This window comes from Fervidobacterium sp. 2310opik-2 (assembly GCF_011057735.1).
GTDB classification, from domain to species: domain Bacteria; phylum Thermotogota; class Thermotogae; order Thermotogales; family Fervidobacteriaceae; genus Fervidobacterium; species Fervidobacterium nodosum.
Genome location: NZ_LNGG01000005.1, coordinates 60,782 through 80,620 on the forward strand (window position 1 = coordinate 60,782; position 19,839 = coordinate 80,620).

A 19,839-nucleotide genomic window follows, 5' to 3' on the forward strand; every position below is an offset into this window, starting at 1 on the left:
AAGAAAATTTCACATATCAGAAAAAGCTTAATTTTGGAGATTTAATTAGAAAATTTTGATTATCCAACCATTTATATATTAATTTGATACATATTCATTTTTTCACAAAGTCAGGGAAAATAAAACAATAATCATACCTATAATTTTTAATAAACTCAATTTTTCACCTAAAAATACTATCGCTAAAAGTGTGGCAACTATAGGTTTCAAAAAGAATATTCTACTCGATTGCGTTGCGCCAATTTTTTCCATGGCTTTAAAAAAAGTTAGATAAGCAACACCTGTAACTATTAAGCCAAGATAAATCAAGATAAACCATTGGTTTATACTCAAAATGGGAATTTCAAACTTTCTGAATATTGTTAAAAGTAAAATATAAATCAAGCCAGAAGAGAGAGAAGAGTACGCGGTAACAACTAAAGAATTGTACTTTTTTGTATATTTTCTCATGAGCACAGTGTAAAGACCGAATGTTGAAGCGGCAACTACACCAAAGAAAATTCCCAACCAAGAATCTCCACTTATTTTTCCAAAACTAAAAATAACTAATCCAAGAAATCCTAATCCAATACCTACGTATTTTCTTAATTTGTACCTTTCATTGAGTATTATCCAAGCAAATAATGACACAAATATAGGGTTACTCGCAACCAATGTTGCAGCAGTAGAGGCATTTGAATATTTGACAGCCAACTGCAAAGATGTCATCGAAATTACGCTGTTCAAAATACCAACAAGTGTAATTGGCAGAAAATCTTTTATCTCAATATCATCTTTCACAAATATCATTAAAACTAATCCACCTAACAAAAACCGAAAAGCCGTCATGAAAAACGGGTCGACAATCCCCATCAACGGTTTTGAAACAACCTCTATACTTGAAAAAGCAAAAAGCGTAAATGCCAAATATAAATATGAACTAAGCATAAAAACAACCCCTTGTATAATATTTTAACCAATACTGTAGTGTTTAAAAATTTTCTTTTTAACATTCCAAGTGCATTTTACACCCGCATTAAACCAAACCATATTACCTGCCCCAAAGCTCACCTTCGTACCATCGTCAAGTGTAACTTCTACTTCTCCTTCTACAACATAGAATTGTTCTGGCTCATCATAATACCAATCAAAAACACTTTCTTCTTTACTCCAAGTAGGCCACATCTTGGCTTTCTTTATTTCTTCTTCCGTTGGCTTCCAAACCTTAACTTTTTCCATAGTATTTCCCTCCCCACAATCAAAGATTTAAAAACTTCTATTACAATTTTACTATCCAAACTCTGATTTGTTAATCAAAAAATTGTTAATCTTTGCGAAAATATTCACACAAAGATTAACATTCGAGTTATTATTTAGATAAAGACCTTTAAGAATAACCGTTGACCCTAAATTTAATAGATGCTATAATGAGCTAAAACAAATAAAAGTAAATTGTGCTAACCTAAGGGGGCATACAAATGAAGGGTAAATTATTCGTATTAATAACAGGATTTGAGAAATTTGGAGGAGAGAAAATAAATCCAAGTGAAAATATTATCAAAAAAATTCGAAAGAAAAAATTCGACAACGTTCTGATTGATACTATAGTCTTGCCGGTTAGCTATGAGAAAAGTATTAAAATTCTTGAGGAGTACTATTCTAAAAACCAAGTTGATGTAGCAATTCATTTAGGGCAAGCTGGGGGAAGAGCAACTATTAATCTTGAAAGGGTTGCTATCAATCTTATGGATTCTATCCACCCGGATAATGATAATGTAACGTTAAGCGATAAAAAGATTATCGAAGATGGAAACGACGCATACATGACAAAAATAAAAATAAAAGAACTTGCGGAATTTTTAAATAAGAAGAACATCCCAACAAGCATATCATATACGGCAGGACAGTATATATGTAATGAAGTTTATTATTTTTCACTTTACAATTCCGAGAAAAGTAGTAATCCAAAGTTTTCTCTATTCATACACGTGCCATTTTTGCCTCAGCAAGTAAGTGAAAAGTACCCCAAGAATGATAAATTGCCGTCAATGCCTATTCAGTTACAATTTAAAGCTGTTATGGAGGTAATAAAAAATATACACAAATTCATATGAAATTTATTGATAAAATACTTTTATCATTGCTACATCTCCAAAAGATAGTGAGATACTCATCGGTAAATTTCTCAAAATGTGTCCTATTTCTATACCTTTGGTCATGAATACACTATACGCCCTGTACTCATTACATAAAATTGCGTAATCATCTGAGAAAGAATTCAACTCAAGTTCTTTTACTATATCTTCTATAATTCTATTGCTCGTATTTATAATTTTTTGTTCGTTATCCACAAAACAAAAGTGCTCGTTTTTACCAATGGATATTACTGAGTAATCATCTGGTATCTCTGCGTACAATTTCTTTATAATGTTTTCTATATAAAATGGCAGAATTTCGCTTGGAACACCGGCAACTTCTCTTTTTAGAAACTCAAATAAAAGTTTGTGTGAACTTTCATTAGGGTACTTTTTCTCAAAGATTGAATACAGGCCATCGGAATAAAGAAGATAAGCGTTACCTTCTTCCATATAGAATTTTCCAACATCTTCTATTGAATAAATATGGTCAATCAAGCCTATCGGGAAAGTATTTTTCATATCCAGCGGGTAAAAATCTTTTCCGTCATATACGATAATACCCGGATGGCCACAGTTAATATATTCGACGCTACCACCAGGATGTATCTTGAAAAATATTCCCGTCAAATAGTTATTTGCCAATATACTTTTTGTTCCTTCGTGAAGTTCGTTAACAATATCAACAAGTGACGTATTTCTGCTTGTGGAAGAACGTATAGCGGATTTTACCGCAGAACATAAAAGAGCAGATTGGATTCCGTGTCCGGATATGTCAGCTACATATCCAAAAACCTTTCCATCAATTTCAAAGTAATCGTAAATGTCTCCACCTACAATCTGTGCAGGTAAGTACCTTGAAGTGAACCATACACCATTCTTAAAAGATATTTCTGGTGGTAGCATAAGCTTTTGTAAATTAGTCGCCAGGCTTAAACTATCTTTCAATTCAGTGTAAAGGTTCTCTATTCTCTCTCTATTTTTCTTAAGTTCTATATGGAGCGCAACCTTTGAAATAAGCTCAATATCCATAACGGGAAGTTCTATAAAGTCCGAAATCCCAATTTGATATGCATCAAAAAGTATGGTGTATTCCTTCTTTTCGACTATAAGAATTATGGGAATATCTTTAAGTTTACTGTCTGTTTTTATCTTTTTTATCCAAGTAAAGCTTTCGTGTGTATTGGATGAATAAATTAAAATAATTTGGAAATTATTTTCCATATTTAAGTCTTCTACACTATTGATTAAAAAAACTTCATATCCAACAAAATTTAGCAATTCCTGGACTTCGCTAACAATTTCTTCTTTGTTAGATAAGACACATATTTTGTCAACCAATATATCCTCACCCTATCCAAAATAACTAATTTTATTTAATTTTTTCTACGATTTCTTCCCCACCGAACATCCTCTTTATCTCTTCATTTCTTTCATTATCGTTAAGTTCTTTTATTATTACACTATCACCGTTTCTTACAATAGAAAAATGTTTTTCAGCCCTCAAAGCTATCTGTGGCAAATGCGTTACGATGATAATTTGATGTTCTTTTGCCAATCTTTCAAGTTTTTCGGAAAGTTTGACCGCTGTTTTTCCACCAACTCCAGAATCTATTTCGTCATAAATCAAAACAGGTGTACTTACAGTAGATAGTTCAAGTGCAAGCATCAATCTTGAGAGTTCACCACCAGAAACTATTTTTCTTAGCGGGTAAAGTGGGCCTGCACTTAAAGTACTACCAACCAACTCTACTTCATCTATACCATTTGAAGAAAGTTCTGTTTTTGAAAATGAGAAATCTATCCTCGCATTCATATTCAAATCTTTAAGATGCTCCTGAATTTCACTTATAATCTTCTCAGATGATTTTTTACGATTAAGACTTATTTCTTCAGCAATTTTGTACAATTTATCTTCAAGAGTAGATTTTTCGTAATCGGCATTTTCAATCAGCGACAAGGTCTTTTCTTTCTCTTCCAAAGTTTTTTTCCATATGCTAAGATTTTCAAGTACGTCTTCGGTTGTTGGACCGTATTTTCTTCTAATCTTTTTGTAAACCCATAACCTGTTCTCTATATCCTCTATATTAACCTCATCAAGTTTTATCAATTCTTTTGACAAACTGTTCTCAAGTTCTGCTACTGATTCAATTATCTTATCCAATTCATTGTGGAATTTTTCCTCTAGGAAAGAGTAAAGTTTCCGTAATACACTTTCCGTTTCCTCAAGTTGCTGAGATGCTAAGTTATAATTTTGTAAAAGCGTCTGTATGTTTGAAGCTTTTTTGTAAGCATTCTCAAGTTCTTCCTCTTCTTCGACACTTAAATTTGCTGAATCTACCTCACTAATTTTTTGCCTTAGTTCCTCAATTTCTTGAATTAACTTGTCCTTATCAACAACAGAAAGCATCTTTATTATATTATTATAACGTTGGTAAAGTTCTTTATATTCTATTATTTTTTCTTCGTGCTGTGCAATATTATCGAGTATCTCTAATATAAACGATTTTTCAAGTAATTTCATATGAGAATTTTGCTTATGTATAGTAATTATATTCGATACGATGTTTTGAACAATATCTTTTGGCACAAGTTTACCATCTATCTTGTAAAAAACCTTTTTCCCCTTTTTCTCAACACTGAATATATGTTGCCCACTGCTTATTCCATATTCTTCGTTAGGATGATCAATATTTAAAACGATGTCAGCAGAGAAAACATCACTTCTCACGTTTCCATAATCAACAAACGCACCAATTATATCTAATAGCAAACTTTTCCCAGTGCCTGTTTCGCCTGTGATAACATTTAAACCTTCGGAAAAATAAATATCAATATCCTTAAGATAAACATATTCGTTTATATGCAGTAGTTCAATCAATCGTGACACCTCTCAATTTTTGTATTTATAGAATTTCAAAAATTTATTTTTCAAGGTCACTCTTATCGAATCCATACGGCAACAATTCTTGTACTGTTGTTTCAATCCAATCTCCTTTTGTATTTGCAAGTATAACCTTAAAATTCCCAAATTCCGCCATCACTTGTCTGCACGCACCACAAGGGGCTACAGGTTTATCTGTATTGGCTATAACAACGAGTGTATCAAAATCTCTTTCTCCTTCAGATACCGCTTTGAAAATAGCTGTTCTTTCAGCACAGTTTGTTAAGCCGTAAGAAGCATTTTCAACATTCACTCCAGTGAAAACTTTCCCGTTTTTAGTAACAAGCACAGCTCCAACTTTGAAATTCGAATATGGCGCATAAGCTTGCTCACGCACTTCTTTTGCAATTTCTATAAGTTCATTAATTTTCCTCTCTTTGTCTGTTTTCTCCATCATCATTTTTTTCCTCCTTATCGATATCGACATTTATCTTCATAAGTACTTTTTCAATCCTATTTCTTGAAGCCGCGACAACTTTGTAAGTTATATTACTATCTTCATATTGCTCACCAACTTTTGGAATATGATGGAATTTATCTAGAAGGTATCCCGCAAGCGTTTCAAATTCGCCTTCCGGAAACTCTATTCTGAGTTCTCTTTCTATGTCATTTAACGAAAGCGTTGCGTCGACCAAATATGTAAAATCATCTAGCTTTTTAATTCCTGTGCTTTCATGCTCATCGTATTCGTCCATTATCTCGCCAAATATCTCTTCAAGTATATCTTCCATAGTGACAATTCCTGCGGTACCACCATACTCGTCAACCACTATCGCCATGTGGACTTTTTTGCTTTTAAACTCTTTAAGCAACTCAGAAACAGGCATAACCTCTGGGACAAAAAGTGGCGGCCGCATGAGTTCTTTCACTCTCACTTTATTCATAACATCAGAACCACGCTGAGCAATAAAAGAAAGTATATCCTTCGCGTAACATATACCTACAACGTTGTCTATTGTATCTCTATAAACTGGAATTCTTGAATATTCCTCTTCTATGATAACATTAATTACCTCTCCAAGTGTCTGAGTTTCCTCAACTGCAACAACATCTATCCTTGGTATCATTATCTCTTTAACTAATGTTTCATCCATCGCAATCGTTCTTTCTATCATAAGGCCTTCTTCGTGGTCAATAGTGCCTTCTTCCCGTCCCATTTCAAGATAAGAGGCAATATCATCCATTGTTATAAAAGGTGCTTCTGATACTTTTTGACCACCGAAAAGTTTTACAAAATAATTAGATACGGTGACAAAGAATGAAACGAGTGGAGAAAGAAGTTTTGAAATTGGTACAACTAATTTCATACTTATCTCGAAAAATTTTTCACTATTCTGCCTTGATAAAATTTTTGGAGTAATCTCACCAAAAATGAGAAGTAGAAAAGTCATCACCAATGTTGAAATTATAGTTGAAAGTGATTCATTAACTATAATTCTTGAAAACATGACGGCTGCTATAGAAGAAGCTAATATATTAACTAAATTATTTGAAATCAAAAGTGCTGTTAGCAATTTATTAAATAAATGAATCTCAGTTTTTTCCTCTTCATCTTCCTTTTTCCTTGCAAGGATTCTTAGCTTATGTTTACTTACAGAAGTCAATGCTGTTTCAGAAGCTGAAAAAAACGCAGATAAAATTATCAGAAAAACTATAATCAAGATGCTCCACATATAACTCAATGGATCATCCACAAACAACACACCTCCACAATATGATATTGTTATTTACACTTTTTATTATACCATAATGACTTAAACTAATAACTATTATCTAAAAATTTTGAAAAATAATAGGATTTTGATATAATAGATTAGAAGTTTATAATGGTCTAAGGCTTTTTAGGGTGGTGGTATTTATAAATACAAGAGAAATTTCTAACGAAGAACTATTCCAACTTTTTAGTAGTTTGTCTAAGTCTTCCATTTTTCTAATACTATGCGATAGCAACGGCAATATATTAAATTATTCCGATAATGCTCCAGAATTCATAGTTAAAAATAGGAATATCTTCGATGTTGTTGATGGACTAAAAGAGTTTATAGAAAATATTAAATATGAATCCAGCGTATCGCTGGATAATTTTTTTAGCACAAAAAAATCAAAAGAATTGCCTATCGTAGAAAAACTTAGATTAATACCAATAATCAAAAAAGATAATTATCTCATACTTGGCGAAGTTGTAACTCAAAAGGTACTTATAGATGAATATATTTCAGAAAGATTAAACACATTAAACATGTACCTTGAGTTTGCCCCTGTATTTTTTGTCGTTCTCAACAAAGAGGGAAACATCGATTACATAAATTCTTGGGCTCTTAGGAAAACAGGGTATAACTTTGAAGAAATTATAGGGAAAAATTGGTTTGAAATATTCATACCTGAAGATATTAGAAATAAAGTTTTTGACGTTTTCAAACTTATTTTAGATAAAAAAATTGAACTTGCTCAAACTTATGAAAATGAAATATTGACCAAAGATGGAAAATTTATAACAGTGCTATGGGAAAACAAACTATTAGTAAAAAATAACGAGCCTTTTGGAACGATAAGTGTTGGAGTTGATGTTACCGACCAGAAAATAAAAGATTTCGAAGATAGCATATTGTTAGGATTTCTCAGTACGTTTTCAGAAAGCGATTATCAAAAAGCATTAGGAAGAATTTCAACTGTTTTGAGTGAATCTTGCAATTTTTCATTCGTAAAAGCAGAAGTTATAACATCAGAAGAGACTCACGAGTTTCTAATATTAGATAATACTGAGAATAATAAATATGAACAAGAAAATTTGGAAGGATTAAAAACATACGAGAAAAAGACGGAAGATAAAACTATAAGAATATACATAAAATGTGAAAAATTACCAAAATATGCAACTGAAAATTGTATTAAAAACGTAGTGAATTTCCTCTTTTCATTCGCTGATAAATTTTATTATGTACAAAAACTTGAAGAGGCATCATTTAAAGACCCACTAACAGGATTGTATAACCGCAGGTATTTTATGATAATGCTAAAAAATGAAATAAGAAGGGCAAAAAGGTACGGAACAAAATCATCTGTAATGATGATAGATTTGGATGGCTTAAAGCAGATAAACGATACTTTTGGACATGACAAAGGCGATTTGGCAATTAAAACTTTAGCGCAGGCCATGATTTCAAGCACGCGTGTTACAGATGTATGTGCTCGTTTCGGTGGGGATGAGTTTGTAATTCTTTTGCCACAAACACCTGTGGGTAAAGCCCAGGTAATTGCTTACAGATTAAAAGAAACATTGGAAAAGTTTAATTCTGAAAGTACTGAAAAGTTTAAAATTCTTTTCAGCGCAGGTATAACTAATATAATTAAAACAGACGATGATGAAGGAATAAATACACTCAAACGTGCAGATGAATTGTTGTATAAAGCGAAAAGCCTTGGAAAAAATTTAATTATTATCGATAACGAATACAATGAATAGTATTATCTACGAATAGTATTATCTACCTGGGATATAAAGCGAAAATTTCGTTGCAATGTTTTCATATGTTAAATCAGTTAACTGAACAACTTTAGTTGGATGAAATCTTAAGCCCACACCGTAAAATAGTAAATAAACCTTTCCCGTTTTACCAACCGTAATAGTCGATTCAGGTGGAATAATTATATCGTAGTTTGTTTTTATCTTGGGTTCCTTAAAGTAGAAGAATCTGTAGTTTGATAATCCAGGTTTTACTTCTTTTGAAAAATATGTATTATCCTTATCTTTTACTGTGACCCAAACTGACTCGTTTCCAACAACGAACATCATAAAATAGCCTGTTGTTGGATCATCGTTTATTGCCGTTAGTATTTTTTCAAAATCATAGCCAAATTCTTTGAGGTGTGTTGATGCCGATATATATTTATCAATAACTGAATTTGGGCCAATGAGTGTCTTGGTTTGTTCAAGCTGTTGATTCATCTCCAAAACTTTGTTATCAACATACTTTTTCAACTGATCGTATTTCTGGAGAATCTCTCTGTACCTAATGAAATTTCCAAGAGATAATACAACTGATACTATAACTATTAATAAAAAAAGTATCCCAAAGAACGAGGAGAAATCACGTGTTTTTTTCTTACGAACCACTGGCATTAATCTATCACCCCATGTTGTGAAAGATTTTTGTTTTATCAAAATTCTAATAAATTGGACGTGGAATCTTTGATACAAGCCTTGCTTTGATTAATAAACCAATTAGAGCACCAAATATTACAGTTGATGTTCCACCATAGCTTATAAATGGAAGAGGTATCCCCGTAACTGGAAGAATTCCAAGGTTCATACCTATGTTCTCAATAACATGAAAAGTAAAAATAGAAGAAACACCAATTGACACATATTCCCAAAAACTATCCTTATATCTTCCTATTCTTAATAGACCACCAAATATTATTGTACCATAAATTAAAATTAAAACCAAAGAACCTATCATTCCAAATTGCTCGGCGTAAGCTGAAAATATAAAATCGGTGTATTGCATAGGAACTATATGCATATTTGTACCCGTTCCAAGACCATAGCCTGTACCAAATAAACCACCGTTCGCAATTACAACTTTAGACATTATTACGTTGTAGGCACCGTACTGGAAGTGTTCTTCTGGCTTAAAAAGGGAAATTATGCGCGCCCTTTGATAATCTTTCAATACAAAAAAGAAACTAATCGGAGCTAGCAAAATACCAATAAGTAAGATCAGAAAAATGTATCTTCTATCAACATCACTTGCTAGTAACATCACAAACCAAACAAATAAAACTAATAATGTCATGCCAAGATCTGGCTCAAGAAATACCAAAAAAGCTGGAAAAACTGCAAATATAGAGTATAAAAACGCTTTGTTGTTTTTTTGCTTTGAAAAAATATTTGATAATAAAAGCACAATAGAAAATTTAAAAAGTTCAGATGGTTGAAGATCGAAAGGTCCTATGTCGATCCACCTCTTAGCCCCGTAAACCGTCTTACCAATTAAAAGCACAAGTATAAGAAGTAAAACTGATAACGCATATAAATATTTTCCATATGTTTTCAATCTAGACTCTTTTTCAAAAATTATGTAGAACATCACCCCTAAAGCAACGATATCCCAAAAAATTTGTCTTTGGAATCTGTAAGATTGTGATGTATCCCTTACAACACTCTTAAGAGTCACTAAACCAATTAAAATTAGTAAAATCACAAGGGATATAAGTAAATAATCAAAGAAAGAGAACTCGTTTTCTTTCATATTTTCCAAACCAACCTTATGCTTCTTTTTTGCTTTCATCGTCTTTTGCTCCCGCTATACCTCCATTTTCAGAATTATCAAAACCGATTTTAAAACTATTTTCTACTCTTTCTTCGAGTCTGCAATATTGACATTTTTCCTCAGTCGTTGGAAATCCACATACTGAACATTCTTTAAGCTCAATTTTTTGTTCTTTATAAACGATATCTCTTAAATTATCAAAATAACCAAACAACAATCTGTGCTTTGCACCTGGCTGTTCACTCTCTATTAAATTTAAATATTTTTTATAATTAGAACTAGTCGCTCCTTTTGCAAATGGACATTTTTGTTCCATAAAAGGTATATTGTTTAAGAACACGTACGCATATGTCTCACGCTCTGTCACGTAAATAAGTGGCTTGGCTTTTCTGACAAATTTCTCGTGAGTCTTTTCGAGTACGGGCCATTGCCTTGCAAAATATTCAACTTGCCAGTTTAGTATATTCCCGAAGAGAAAAGTCGCCTCATCATCCAAATTATGCCCTGTCACAAGTACGCTAAAACCATTCTCAACGGCAAATCTATTCATCCAGTACCTTCTTACAATTCCACATATACTGCACACGGGACGGCGAACTATACTTGCTATTTCAGAAGTGCCGAGTCCGTGAAAATGTTGCGTTGTGTCGTAAATGTTGATGGGAACTCCTATAGATTCCTGCAAACTCTTGACAACTCTCTCAGCAGCGTTCGTATGTCTTCCCATCTTTAAAAATAATCCTTCTACGTTGTAACCAAGTTTCTTTAAAGCGTAAAGTACCGCACTACTATCTTTACCACTTGAAACAGCAACGAGTATTTTATCCTCTTTTTGAAACATTTTGAAATCATTTATAGCCTTTTGCACTCTTTTTTCAAAAAATTCAATAAAATGTTCTTTACAAAATGCTACATTATGAGCCCTCAAATGTATCACAGCTTGATTTGAACATTTTTTACATTTCAAGCTCCCACCTCCGAAATAAATCTCATTTTCTATTTTTTCTTGTGTAATTGTACCAAAAATCCCCGCCTTTGAATAGCGGGGATTTTTATCTAAACGAAAAGTATTTAAACTTAATTAATAGTACTATACTAGTATCTCAGTGAAAAAACAGACCTAACACCATTATAGTAATAGAATATACCAATATAGTCACCTTTTTTGATGTTTTCTACAACTTTATTCCACGAATTAATATCTTTTATGTCGTAAGAATAACCGTTCACAGAAATTCTCCATATTACTGAACCAACTTTTATGTACGAATTTTGAGATTCCTTAACAATAACACCTTCGACACCTGCAGGTACCTTGTATTTATTTCTATCATCGGCTGTTATATTTGAAACCTTCAAATTTAAAAATTCTTTAGCTGCCGAACTCGCTGTAGTTTGTGTTGGGAAAGTTCCAAGTGTCACCTCAACTGTGATTTCTTTACCCGCTCTGTTAAGAGTAACTTTTACCTTTGTACCGGGGGTGTAGTTTCTAACAAGCGATGTTAGTTCTTCGGCAAATTCTACGTAGTTACCATTTAGCTTTGTTATTACATCTCCTTCTTTTATCCCTGCTTTTTCCGCTGGCGAACCTTTTTCAACTTGGGCAACGTAAACTCCCTTATTTACTTTTAAACCCAAACTCTTTGCCAAGGATTCTGTGACAGTTTGAACATATACACCAAGGTATGCCTTTTCAACTTTTCCAGTAGCTATTATTTGATTTATAAATCTCTTGGCTGTGTTTATTGGTATCGCAAATCCAATATTCATAGCTTGAGATGGATTAATTATTGCTGTATTTATACCTATTACCTGTCCATATATGTTTAGCAAAGGCCCTCCACTATTTCCTGGGTTAATTGCCGCGTCTGTCTGTATCAAATTTGTGTAATAACCGCTTCCATCTGGTTTTGGTATTTTTCTACCTACGGCCGAAATAACACCAACAGTTACAGCGTGCTGGAATCCTAAAGGATTACCTATAGCTATCGCCCACTCACCAATTTGAAGCTTATCTGAATCGCCAAGCTCGATAACTGGTAAATCTTTTTTTGGTGAAATTTTTATGACTGCAATATCCAACTCTTCATCTCCGCCAATGTATTGAGCGTCGTATGTATCACCGTTAAGAAGGGTAACTGTTATCTTCTTCGCGCCTTCCACAACATGGTAATTTGTAACTATATAACCTTCCTTACTTATTATGAATCCAGAACCGACACTATCCGATTCTTCAAATTGTCTTGGAATGTCACCAAAAAACTGCTTGTAAAACTCTCTTATAAAGGGGTCAATATAAACTTCAGTTTGAACGACAACGTCTATCTTGACAACTGCTGGAGCTGCAGCCTTAACTACGTTCACAATAGGACTTTGGTAATCTGCATTTACTATACCAAAAGATAAAACAAATAATGTTGTTAAAATGCCAAAAACTAAAATCTTAACTTTTTTCATAAACTAGCACCTCCTTTAGATATGTTTTCATATGTCTTTAAATATACTTTCAAAGATTCAATTCCGAAGTTATTATATCATACCGTACCTTAAAGAAACCTTAAATACAATAGCTTTTATTTGGTTTTTTAGAGAATTTACCCACATTTTATAATAAAAAGCATGCTTTAATTCTAATCTAAATATCCCTAACTATTGCTCTTTTTTATAAAGTATTTACTTTTATGAAGAAATATGATAAAATGTAAATACAACGTTACAAAACAGGAGGTGTTGTTAATGATTATAAGACTTATCTTGGGCTTAGAAAGCAAATTTATTTTTGATATTGATGAAGAAACGCCCATTCTTGTTATTTTACGAGATCTTTTCTATTCTGGTGATTGGAGAAATTTAAAGAAAGATATCGAAGAGCTTAAAGAGTTATATGAAAGTGTAGAAATTCTTGAAAAGATAGAAGAAAAAATCGTATTGTTGAATGAACTCGTTTACGAACCTATCGTTTGGACAGAAGTTAAGGAATTTCTTGAAAAATATGGTTTGACCCCAGAAAATATGTTACATGCCACAGCCGATGGGCTTTACGAATTAGCAATAGAATATGCAGACAAGAATCAAATCGAAGTTGCAAAAGATATTTTAAAATTCGCAATGAGGCTAGACAAAAATTACGCTCCTGCCTATGAATTTTTCGGTTCATTGTTACTAGAAGAAGGAGACATCGAAGGAGCGATAAAGTATTTAAATAGATCTATCGAACTTGACCCTTGGCTTATTCAATCTTACTCAATGATAGGCGAGGCATATTACAACATTGGTAACTATGAAAAAGCTGTAGAATACTGGGAAAAAGAAATCGCAATTTCGCCATCTAATACATTTACCTATTTCATGATTTCGGATGCTTACACGAAAATAGGAAAACTCGAAAAAGCGATAGAGATTTTGGAAAAGTACAGAGAAGAGTCAGAAAATAGTATTATAGCCCTTTACGAGCTCGCAGAATTATACAGAAAGAAAGGTAATGAAGAGAAGGCAAAAGAGTACGAATCCTTAATTATGGAAATAGACCCACAAAAAGATCCAAATGGCATCGAAATCTGGGCGAAAGTACATTTGAAAAAAGGGAATTACGACAAGGTAATATCGGTAATAGAAAATGCAATAAAAGCTAATCCAGAAGCCAAACATCTGAATTTAGTATTGGCGGTAGCGTACGTAAAAACAAATCAGATAGAAAAAGCAAGACGGGTTGTTGAAGAATTGAAAGACGATAATTTCTGGTACTTGTATGGTAAACGTGAATTCTTCGATGAGCTTTTGACAAATAGTGAAAAGGAATTGTGTGGTATAAAATGAAGTATGTTATCTCATTCATACTAGGTGCTATATTTGGTAGTTTTGCTAATGTTTTAATATATAGACCTATTGCGGGGCTCAAATTAAATGAGCCTCGCTTTTCAGTCTGTCCAAATTGCAAAAATAGAATAAGATGGTATGATAACATACCTATATTAAGTTATATTATTCTTGGCGGGAAATGTAGATATTGTAAAAGTAAGATAAGCATAAGGTATCCAATTATAGAGATTTTATACGCCATAGTGTTTACACTAAATGCTATATTTTTCCCTCTTGATATCTCCATAGTGCTAAACATTATTTTCACTGTTTCCGTTCCGGCCGTATTCATTGATTTTAAAAAAATGCTCTTGCCAGATTACACATGGATAGTGATTTTAATATCATCTTTCTACTCAAATGTTGCTCATTTTAAAGAAAATATTTTGCTAGACACTTTCGGTGCTCTAATTACTTTAGTAATTCTTTTGCTTCTTAAAATAAGATACAAAGACGGCATAGGTGAAGGTGACATATTTCTCTTTCCAGTAGTTGCTTTTTCAACAGGATTTATTTTCATGCCTCTGCTCCTTCTAATTTCTTCTGTTTCAGGTATAATTTTTTCTTTTCTAAAGAAAAACAAACTCATTCCTTTCGGTCCATTTATACTTATAAGTGGTTATATTTTAACAATATTTAGATATTCAATATTCTTATAGCTTTTTCCATTCAATACAATACAGGTTGTAAATTTAAGTTATTGTGTGTTATAATTTTATGAGATTAAAAAATATGAAAGAGGGAAAAGTAAAGATGCGACATATGGCTTTGCTTGCTTTTCTAAGCATTATAGTTTTTCTTTTTTTACTAACACAGTATTTTCCATTAAAATATTATGACATAATTGTTCAAAATTGTAAGTCTTTAGATCCTTTACTTGTTATAAGTGTGATAAAAACTGAAAGTAGTTTTAGGGAAAATGCCGAATCAAGTTTAGGGGCTTATGGTTTGATGCAACTAATGCCTGAAACAGCGGAATGGCTAAATAAAAAGTTTAAAACAAATTATGATTATAAAATTCCAGAAGATAATATCGCTCTTGGCTGTTTGTATCTTAATTATCTTATGGAAAAAGACGGTGATATTTACAAAGCTCTCGTTCATTACAACACAGGACCGTACGCATCAGATGAAATTAAAAACGACGCTGGTGAAAGATATATAAAAAAAGTTATGAGAAACTATAAGCTTTATAAATTCTTATACAGGAGATGACCTGTATGGTTGTTGTAACTTCCCAAGAAATGCGTGAATTAGAGAAATGTGCTATAGAAAAGTTTGAGATGACAGAAGAAATTCTCATGGAAAGAGCTGGTATTTCAACTGTCCAAGCAATTTGGAACGAGTATGGTAGTCTATCAGAAAAAAACTTCGTTGTGATATGTGGCCCAGGCAACAATGGTGGCGATGGTTATGTAATAGCTCGTGATATACTGAATTATACAGAGGCAGTAAGGGTTATAACCTTAGGTGAACCCAAAACAGAAGTTTCAAAAATTAATAGAAATAGATTTCTCAAACACGGTGGCATAATTTATAAATACGAAGAACTCGGATTAGAAAAAACTATTGAGATGATTTCAAGCGCAGACATCGTTATTGATGCAATATTTGGAACAGGATTAAAAAGGGAAATAACGGATGAAAGTATAGCTAACTTGATTGAAGCGATAAACATTTATTCAAATTGCGTAGTATCTGTTGACATACCTTCAGGAATAGACACTGATACAGGAGAAATTTTAGGTTCGGCCGTTCAAGCAACTATGACTGTCACTTTTGGATTTCCAAAGCCCGGTCATCTTCTCTTCCCGGGGAGAGACCTAATAGGTAAGCTTAAAATTGCGAAAATAGGTATACCTTCCCAGACTTTTTTATCTGAATCATTCAAAAGATTTCTAATAACAGGTGAAAATTTAAAGAAACCTCTTCGACCAAGGTGGGCTCATAAAAAAAGCTTTGGTGAAGTGATAATAATAGGTGGTTCAAAACAGTATATCGGTGCTCCCGTGTTATCTGCGTTAGCGGCTCAGAAGACTGGCGCTGGGATGGTTAAAATTATAGGTCCTTCTGAAGTATGTGATATTGCCCTTAGCTATGATCCTTCTTTAATTTGCTACAGAATGGATTCGGTAAGTAAAGATTTCGTAAGCTCCGTTGTTAAGAACTGCTCGGAAAATTCTGTTATCGTTGTGGGTCCTGGATGGGGTCAAGATAATTTTGATGAAAAAATCAATATATTATCTTTTATTATAACTGAAATTCAAAATCCAGTTATTATTGATGCGGATGCGTTAAACATACTATCATCAAACATTGATATACTAAAACAAAAAGAAATCACAAAAAGTATTTTACTAACTCCTCATCCCGGTGAGTTTTCCAGAATAACTAAGTTGAGTACAAAGGAAGTTAAGGGAAATTACACGCTCGCAGAGAGATTTTCTGAGGAATATCAAGTAATTACTGTACTAAAAGATGCAACAACAATTGTAACTGACGGCAACACAACATTCTTCAACATATCAGGTAACACATCTCTCGCCAAAGCCGGGAGTGGAGATATTCTTTCTGGAATTATTGGATCTTTAATATCTCAACATCTTGATCCACTTGAAGCGGTAAAGACAAGTGTGTACATTTTTGGGATAGCTGGTGAGATGATACAAGCGGAAGGCTTTAATAGTAGTTACGATGTCATTTCTAAATTACCAGAAGCATTTTCAAAAATTTAGAAAGCAAAGAAGAGGTTTTTGGGAGGGGTTTTAAGTGGCTATCGAAACGAATGATTTTAATAAGCCAACTGATGAATCTAGAGCTGTTGAGAAATTTATAAGGTTATTAATCGCAAATAATGAATTATCACTGGCCCGAAATATATTAGAAGCGTTGGGTGAAAAATATATTTATTTACTATTCGAATTGGAAGTCCAGGCGGGAAATTACAAAAGGGCTGTCGAAATATATAACTATCTTCCGAAAGATAAGCAACAAAATTATTTACATATTATACAACGTATCGAAAACGATGCCGAAAATGTTGCTGAATCTATAGAAAAAATAATCAAAGAGTATGAGCAGGAAAACTACGCAGTTTTTATCGCTGAAGTACAAAAATTAAAACGAACTTATCCTCAAGTTGTTGAAGCAATTGCCTTTGAACTGCTTGCTGCAATTAGAAAGAATGACAAGAAAAGAATTAAATTACTTTCAGAATTACTTTACCAAATAGACAAATCTCACCCTTTACTAACCAGAATTAAATCTGGAAAAAACTTCACCCCAATAATCGGATCTGCTTTCTTAATTGTTCTCTTTGTAATAGTACTCGCAAATTTATTAGTATCCGTCTTTTCGTTAACCAAATCTGGAAGCTTAGAACTGTCCTCATTAAATAATAAAATAACAAACATTTCGAAATTAATTGAAAGTTTCTCCAATAAATCTGACCAAGAAATGAAGAATATATCTCAAACAATTGAAATTATAAAAACAAGCATCGAATATCTTGATAACAAAATCTCACAAATTCAACCTCAAACTTCTGAATCAAACAATGTAAGTTTAAAATCGATTAATGAACAATTCCAATTTATCTCTGAAAAAATCAATTCGCTTGAAAAAAGCATAAATAGTATAAAAATTTATTCAACCAATCAAACAAGCAACCAAAAAAATCAAGGTACTCAAACAAAAGAATATGTATACGATGAACAATTTATCTTGGAAGTATCAAAGTCGCTAGTTGGAATCAAAAACGAAATGACTAAAATATACGAAAAAATACAAAATCAAACAAGCTCAAAAGATTATAGCCAAGACTTCCAAATACTTAGAGAAAATATAAAGAATCTTTCAAGCAAAATCGATTCAATAAGTCAAGTTATACAAAATACGCAAAACACGCAAGAAAAAGCAGATTTATCATCTAAAATAGATGAATTGAAGGCTGCTATCAACGAAATAAGAACAAATCAGCCTGAAGTTAAAAATATACAGGAGCAACTCAATATATTGATAGACAGAATAAACAAACTTCAAGTAAACTCCTCGCAAAATGTACAATCAGCCTCACCTTCGATGAACATTGAGGATAAAATTAGTTCAATCGAATCACAGTTGCTGAAAATCATAGAATCATTAAATAACATAAAGGATTCTAAAACTACTGAGAGTGTAAAAATTGAAGATGTAACCCAAATAAAAAATTCAGTCGCTTCACTAGGAGACACTGTATCAAAAATTGAAAAAGAGATATCGGAAATAAAAGAACAAATGAATAGAATCGAAAAAAGTCTTAGTGATTCCTCTAACGTTTCAAAACCAACGAATCAAAGTACACAAGTTCAAGTACAAAACAACAGTGTAAATATACAGGATATATTAAAAGAAACTAAAGACTTAAGAGAGATATTCCTAATTGGTTTGAAATATTACAACAATTCGCAATATGAAATCTCAAATGAAATAATGGCATATCTTAGAGATCAACTTGAGGGAATCGATATTTACTTTAAAGAGGATGTTTTCTATTATGAGATTATGAGCAAGATAAAACTTGGATACAAAGACGAAGCTTTAAAAATTTATCAGGATTATAAAAAAGAGTATCCGTCGGGACAGTATATAAAAGAATTAGAACAATTTTTCTAATTTTGACAATTCAAATCTAAAAGACTTGAGATTTTTTGTGAGGTGTTAATTTTGATAGAGCTTTTTAGTAAAGAGATAAAACTAGCTTTTTCCGAATATTTTCCATTAAATTGGCAAGAGATATTTGGTAATAAAAATGGAATTATCGTTGAAATAGGCTTTGGCGGCGGCGAATATTTACAAAGTTATGCTTCACATTATCCAGAAAAGAACTTTGTAGGTTTTGAAGTTTCTATAACATCAATGAAAAAAGCAAATAACAGACTTAAAGAATTCCCAAATGTTAGATTAATAATAGCCGATGCAAGGTTCGGAATGCGTGAGTTTTTTGGTCCAAAATCTGTCGAGAAGGTCATTATGAATTTCCCAATTCCTTGGGATAAAAAGTCCCATGAAAGAAGAAGAGTCATAATTCCTGAGTTTTTTGATACGCTTGCCAACATTCTCGATGATGGAGGAATATTCGAATTAGCAACAGATGTTGAGTGGTACGCTAAACAAACAATTGAAATTGCTACCGAAAAAGGATATTTCGAGTTAGAAAGTTTTGTGGAAAATCCTGACAGAGAAATTAAAACGCGCTACGAACAAAAATGGATAAAATACGGAAGGAATATTTATTTGCTAAGACTGAAAAAAATAAAGCACATAGAAGTTGAAAGATTGATTGGAGGTATTCATGAAATGCCCCACGAAAAAGTTAGAATAAATGAAGAAAAATTTAAGGAATTACATGGAAAAATTTTTAAGGAAAATGCATCTGTCGTGGTTGTTAAAGGTATTTACAAATCGACATCAAACGATGCCTATTTGATAAAAGTAATATCATCGGATAAAGATTTTCAACAACATTATTACTTAGTCGCTTACCCAGAAGAAGATAGAAATTCAAACTGGATAATAAAGTTAGATAGCTCATCAAATCCTTATCGAACACCAGCTGTAAAATTCTCTGTCAAGGCAATAGCCGAATTTTTGGAAGGAAATTAAACAATAA

The 19,839-nt window shown here is 32.5% G+C and carries 18 protein-coding genes; 8 read left to right on the top strand and 10 right to left on the bottom strand.

All coding sequences use genetic code 11. The annotated features are described in order from the left end of the window. Positions 1-102: 102 nt before the first annotated feature. Together AS161_RS02845 and AS161_RS02850 are read right to left on the bottom strand one after the other, a co-directional pair. Entirely contained in the window at positions 103-927 is an 825-nt protein-coding gene (locus AS161_RS02845; protein WP_011994161.1) for a DMT family transporter, read from the bottom strand. Positions 928-951: 24 nt separating this feature from the next. Beyond that, entirely contained in the window at positions 952-1,218 is a 267-nt protein-coding gene (locus tag AS161_RS02850; RefSeq protein WP_164541726.1) for a cupin domain-containing protein, read from the bottom strand. A 239-nt stretch (positions 1,219-1,457) separates the two neighbouring features. On the opposite strand from AS161_RS02850, the gene AS161_RS02855 reads away from it, so the two are divergent. Continuing rightward, on the top strand, positions 1,458-2,093 hold the full coding sequence (locus tag AS161_RS02855) for a pyroglutamyl-peptidase I (protein WP_164541727.1): 636 nt from the start codon (positions 1,458-1,460) through the stop codon (positions 2,091-2,093). Between the two features lie 3 nt (positions 2,094-2,096). On the opposite strand, the gene AS161_RS02860 is transcribed toward AS161_RS02855, so the two are convergent. From AS161_RS02860 to AS161_RS02875, 4 genes are read right to left on the bottom strand one after another with little or no spacing between them, the layout of a single operon-like run. Continuing rightward, on the bottom strand, positions 2,097-3,455 hold the full coding sequence (locus AS161_RS02860; RefSeq protein WP_011994164.1) for a PP2C family protein-serine/threonine phosphatase: 1,359 nt from the start codon (positions 3,453-3,455) through the stop codon (positions 2,097-2,099). A 31-nt stretch (positions 3,456-3,486) separates the two neighbouring features. Beyond that, entirely contained in the window at positions 3,487-4,995 is a 1,509-nt protein-coding gene (locus tag AS161_RS02865; protein WP_011994165.1) for an AAA family ATPase, read from the bottom strand. Between the two features lie 43 nt (positions 4,996-5,038). Further along, positions 5,039-5,455: a cytidine deaminase gene (locus tag AS161_RS02870; protein WP_274376813.1), complete on the bottom strand. Its 417-nt coding sequence runs from the start codon at positions 5,453-5,455 to the stop codon at positions 5,039-5,041. Continuing rightward, positions 5,421-6,752: a hemolysin family protein gene (locus AS161_RS02875; RefSeq protein ID WP_164541728.1), complete on the bottom strand. Its 1,332-nt coding sequence runs from the start codon at positions 6,750-6,752 to the stop codon at positions 5,421-5,423. Before AS161_RS02875 ends, AS161_RS02870 begins: the two co-directional genes overlap by 35 nt. Before the next feature lie 155 nt (positions 6,753-6,907). On the opposite strand from AS161_RS02875, the gene AS161_RS02880 reads away from it, so the two are divergent. Continuing rightward, positions 6,908-8,521 (top strand): sensor domain-containing diguanylate cyclase, encoded by a 1,614-nt coding sequence (locus AS161_RS02880; RefSeq protein WP_241241319.1) that lies wholly within the window; start codon positions 6,908-6,910, stop codon positions 8,519-8,521. A gap of 18 nt (positions 8,522-8,539) precedes the next feature. Here AS161_RS02880 and AS161_RS02885 read toward each other — a convergent pair whose 3' ends face one another. The 4 genes from AS161_RS02885 to AS161_RS02900 all read right to left on the bottom strand — a co-directional run bounded on the left by AS161_RS02885 (position 8,540) and on the right by AS161_RS02900 (position 12,788). Further along, positions 8,540-9,178, bottom strand: coding sequence for a hypothetical protein (locus AS161_RS02885; RefSeq protein ID WP_164541730.1), 639 nt, complete (start codon positions 9,176-9,178; stop codon positions 8,540-8,542). A gap of 46 nt (positions 9,179-9,224) precedes the next feature. Beyond that, positions 9,225-10,349, bottom strand: a complete 1,125-nt coding sequence (locus AS161_RS02890) for an FtsW/RodA/SpoVE family cell cycle protein (protein WP_164541731.1) — start codon at positions 10,347-10,349, stop codon at positions 9,225-9,227. Continuing rightward, positions 10,327-11,298, bottom strand: coding sequence for a TIGR00269 family protein (locus AS161_RS02895; protein WP_164541732.1), 972 nt, complete (start codon positions 11,296-11,298; stop codon positions 10,327-10,329). The genes AS161_RS02890 and AS161_RS02895 overlap by 23 nt, the downstream gene beginning before the upstream one ends. Before the next feature lie 128 nt (positions 11,299-11,426). Then, positions 11,427-12,788: a Do family serine endopeptidase gene (locus AS161_RS02900; RefSeq protein WP_164541733.1), complete on the bottom strand. Its 1,362-nt coding sequence runs from the start codon at positions 12,786-12,788 to the stop codon at positions 11,427-11,429. A gap of 279 nt (positions 12,789-13,067) precedes the next feature. Here AS161_RS02900 and AS161_RS02905 point away from each other — a divergent pair, with 279 nt between their 5' ends. The 6 genes from AS161_RS02905 (at position 13,068) to trmB (ending at position 19,832) form a co-directional block, all read left to right on the top strand. Then, the gene (locus AS161_RS02905) at positions 13,068-14,147 is read left to right on the top strand and encodes a tetratricopeptide repeat protein (RefSeq protein ID WP_011994173.1); all 1,080 of its coding nucleotides are present in this window, start codon (positions 13,068-13,070) and stop codon (positions 14,145-14,147) included. Then, entirely contained in the window at positions 14,144-14,848 is a 705-nt protein-coding gene (locus tag AS161_RS02910; RefSeq protein ID WP_041256912.1) for an A24 family peptidase, read from the top strand. Before AS161_RS02905 ends, AS161_RS02910 begins: the two co-directional genes overlap by 4 nt. 73 nt (positions 14,849-14,921) lie before the next feature. After that, complete coding sequence (locus AS161_RS02915) at positions 14,922-15,404, top strand: lytic transglycosylase domain-containing protein (protein WP_238374569.1); 483 nt, start codon at positions 14,922-14,924, stop codon at positions 15,402-15,404. Positions 15,405-15,409: 5 nt separating this feature from the next. After that, entirely contained in the window at positions 15,410-16,924 is a 1,515-nt protein-coding gene (locus tag AS161_RS02920; RefSeq protein WP_164541734.1) for an NAD(P)H-hydrate dehydratase, read from the top strand. 34 nt (positions 16,925-16,958) lie between these two features. After that, positions 16,959-18,842, top strand: a complete 1,884-nt coding sequence (locus tag AS161_RS02925) for a hypothetical protein (protein ID WP_164541735.1) — start codon at positions 16,959-16,961, stop codon at positions 18,840-18,842. Positions 18,843-18,884: 42 nt separating this feature from the next. Further along, positions 18,885-19,832 (top strand): tRNA (guanosine(46)-N7)-methyltransferase TrmB, encoded by a 948-nt coding sequence (trmB, locus tag AS161_RS02930; protein WP_241241320.1) that lies wholly within the window; start codon positions 18,885-18,887, stop codon positions 19,830-19,832. Positions 19,833-19,839 lie beyond the last annotated feature (7 nt).

Bases quoted from the DNA above. Each gene is read 5' to 3' on its own strand.
- AS161_RS02855 (WP_164541727.1), top strand. From the start codon at position 1,458: ATGAAGGGTAAATTATTCGTATTAATAACAGGATTTGAGAAATTTGGA.
- AS161_RS02870 (WP_274376813.1), bottom strand. From the start codon at position 5,455: ATGATGGAGAAAACAGACAAAGAGAGGAAAATTAATGAACTTATAGAA.
- AS161_RS02850 (WP_164541726.1), bottom strand. From the start codon at position 1,218: ATGGAAAAAGTTAAGGTTTGGAAGCCAACGGAAGAAGAAATAAAGAAA.
- AS161_RS02920 (WP_164541734.1), top strand. From the start codon at position 15,410: ATGGTTGTTGTAACTTCCCAAGAAATGCGTGAATTAGAGAAATGTGCT.
- AS161_RS02885 (WP_164541730.1), bottom strand. From the start codon at position 9,178: ATGCCAGTGGTTCGTAAGAAAAAAACACGTGATTTCTCCTCGTTCTTT.
- AS161_RS02910 (WP_041256912.1), top strand. From the start codon at position 14,144: ATGAAGTATGTTATCTCATTCATACTAGGTGCTATATTTGGTAGTTTT.
- AS161_RS02905 (WP_011994173.1), top strand. From the start codon at position 13,068: ATGATTATAAGACTTATCTTGGGCTTAGAAAGCAAATTTATTTTTGAT.
- AS161_RS02845 (WP_011994161.1), bottom strand. From the start codon at position 927: ATGCTTAGTTCATATTTATATTTGGCATTTACGCTTTTTGCTTTTTCA.
- AS161_RS02915 (WP_238374569.1), top strand. From the start codon at position 14,922: ATGAAAGAGGGAAAAGTAAAGATGCGACATATGGCTTTGCTTGCTTTT.
- AS161_RS02890 (WP_164541731.1), bottom strand. From the start codon at position 10,349: ATGAAAGCAAAAAAGAAGCATAAGGTTGGTTTGGAAAATATGAAAGAA.
- AS161_RS02900 (WP_164541733.1), bottom strand. From the start codon at position 12,788: ATGAAAAAAGTTAAGATTTTAGTTTTTGGCATTTTAACAACATTATTT.